Source organism: Kitasatospora sp. NPDC085464 (assembly GCF_044541955.1).
In the GTDB taxonomy this organism is placed as follows: Bacteria; Actinomycetota; Actinomycetes; order Streptomycetales; family Streptomycetaceae; genus Kitasatospora.
The window spans coordinates 1-1,103 of the sequence record NZ_JBITTM010000127.1 but is presented as its reverse complement, the minus strand read 5'-3'; the positions used below and the strand labels follow the sequence as shown (position 1 = coordinate 1,103).

Genomic DNA, 1,103 nt, shown 5'->3' with positions numbered 1-1,103 from the left:
GCCGGCGGGTACGGGCTGGGCTTCACGCTGCCGGTCACCGCCGCGATCGCGGTGCTGCTGGCGGTGCTGGTGGCGTCCTACCGGCAGGTGATCGCGGCGTTCCCGGACGGTGGCGGCTCCTATGCCGTCGCCAAGGCGCACCTGGGCCGCCGGACGGCGCTGACCGCGGCCGCCTCGCTGGTGATCGACTACGTCCTGAACGTCGCCGTCTCGGTCACCGCCGGCGTGGCTGCGCTGACCTCGGCCGTGCCGGGCCTGTACGACCGGCGGGTCTGGCTCTGCCTGGGCGTGCTCGTGCTGGTCACCGCGGTGAACCTGCGCGGGATCGCCGAGTCGGCGCGCTGGTTCATGGCGCCGACGGCCGTCTTCGTCCTCGCCATCATGGCGATCATCGTGGTCGGCCTCTTCCGGGACGCCCCGGTCAGCACCGCGGCCGCCGCCGGGCACGCCTCGGTGCTCGCCGAGAACGCCACCGCCGTCGGCGCACTGCTGCTGCTCAAGGCCTTCGCGGCCGGCTGCTCCGCGCTGACCGGCGTCGAGGCGGTGGCCAACGCCGTCCCCTCGTTCCGCACCCCGCGGGTCAGACGCGCCCAGCACACCGAGGTCGCGCTCGGCGCCCTGCTCGGCGTGATGCTGATCGGGCTGGCCGTGCTGATCGGCCGCTTCCACCTCCAGCCCGTCGAGGGCGTCACCGTCCTCGCCCAGCTCGCCGACGCCTCGCTCGGCCACGGCATCGGCTTCTACGTCGTCCAGTTCGCCACCGTGGTCCTGCTCGGCCTGGCCGCCAACACCTCCTTCGGCGGACTACCGGTGCTGCTCGACCTGCTCGCCCGCGACAACCACCTCCCGCACGTCTTCGCCCTGCGCGCCGACCGCCAGGTGTACCGCTACGGCGTGCTCTTCCTGGCCGCGGTGTCGGCGGCGCTACTGATCGGCTCCGGCGGGGACGTCAACAGCCTGGTACCGCTCTTCTCGATCGGCGTCTTCGTCGGCTTCACCATCTGCCAGGTCGGCATGGTCCGGCACTGGCTCCTGCACCGCCCGCCCGGCTGGCGGGGCAAGACCGCGCTGAACGGCTTCGGCGCGCTGCTCACCGGCGTCGC

At 73.3% G+C, this 1,103-nt stretch carries 1 protein-coding gene; it reads left to right on the top strand.

What is annotated here, in order from left to right; translation table 11 throughout:
• On the top strand, positions 1 to 1,103 hold a 1,103-nt coding region (locus tag ACIGG8_RS42885; RefSeq protein ID WP_396553998.1), incomplete at both ends, for an APC family permease.